The organism is Peptoniphilus hominis (ex Hitch et al. 2025) (assembly GCF_040096015.1).
GTDB lineage: Bacteria > Bacillota > Clostridia > Tissierellales > Peptoniphilaceae > Peptoniphilus_A > Peptoniphilus_A hominis.
Genome location: NZ_JBBMFO010000067.1, coordinates 1 through 1,344, shown reverse-complemented (window position 1 = coordinate 1,344; position 1,344 = coordinate 1). Strand labels below are relative to the sequence as shown.

Annotated in this window: 1 rRNA gene; it reads right to left on the bottom strand. The window is 50.0% G+C overall.

The window, feature by feature from the left end:
- Window positions 1–9 precede the first annotated feature (9 nt).
- Window positions 10–1,344 (bottom strand): 16S ribosomal RNA (locus WMO19_RS09705); the annotation flags it as partial.

The following is a 1,344-nucleotide window of genomic DNA, read 5'->3' as shown; positions in this document are numbered from 1 at the left end:
TTTCCTTAGAAAGGAGGTGATCCAGCCGCACCTTCCGATACGGCTACCTTGTTACGACTTCACCCCAGTCACTTATCCTACCTTCGACTGCTGCTACCTTACGGTTTGCTCACAGGCTTCGGGTATTACAAGCTCCCATGGTGTGACGGGCGGTGTGTACAAGACCCGGGAACGCATTCACCGCAGCATTCTGATCTGCGATTACTAGCAACTCCATCTTCATGTACTCGAGTTGCAGAGTACAATCCGAACTGGGAAAGGCTTTTTGAGGTTTGCTTAATATCGCTATCTTGCTTCCCTTTGTACCTTCCATTGTAGCACGTGTGTAGCCCAGGGCATATAGGGCATGATGATTTGACGTCATCCCCACCTTCCTCCGATTTATCATCGGCAGTCTCTTTAGAGTTCCCATCCGAAATGCTGGCAACTAAAGATAAGGGTTGCGCTCGTTGCGGGACTTAACCCAACATCTCACGACACGAGCTGACGACAACCATGCACCACCTGTATTGAGGCTTCCGAAGAAGACGGTATATCTCTATACTTGTCCTCAGTATGTCAAGCCCTGGTAAGGTTCTTCGCGTTGCTTCGAATTAAACCACATGCTCCGCTGCTTGTGCGGGTCCCCGTCAATTCCTTTGAGTTTCATGCTTGCGCACGTACTCCCCAGGCGGAGTGCTTATTGTGTTAACTGCGGCACCGACTTACGCCGACACCTAGCACTCATCGTTTACAGCGTGGACTACCAGGGTATCTAATCCTGTTTGCTACCCACGCTTTCGTTCCTCAGCGTCAGAATGAGCCCAGTAAGTCGCCTTCGCCACCGGTATTCTTTTTAATATCTACGCATTTCACCGCTACACTAAAAATTCCACTTACCTCTACTCTTCTCAAGATATGCAGTTTCAAATGCTTACAGTAGTTAAGCTACTGCCTTTTACACCTGACTTGCATTTCCGCCTGCGAACCCTTTACGCCCAGTGATTCCGGACAACGCTAGCCCCCTACGTATTACCGCGGCTGCTGGCACGTAGTTAGCCGGGGCTTTTTCTTATGGTACCGTCATTATCTTCCCATATAAAAGAACTTTACGACTCGAAAGCCTTCTTCGTTCACGCGGCGTCGCTGCATCAGAGTTCCCTCCATTGTGCAATATTCCCCACTGCTGCCTCCCGTAGGAGTTTGGACCGTTTCTCAGTTCCAATGTGGCCGTTCACCCTCTCAGGCCGGCTACCCATCGTCGCCTTGGTAGGCCGTTACCCTACCAACTAGCTAATGGGACGCGAGTCCATCTTAGACCACCGGAGTTTTGATCATTAGTGCATGTGCACCTATGATTTTATT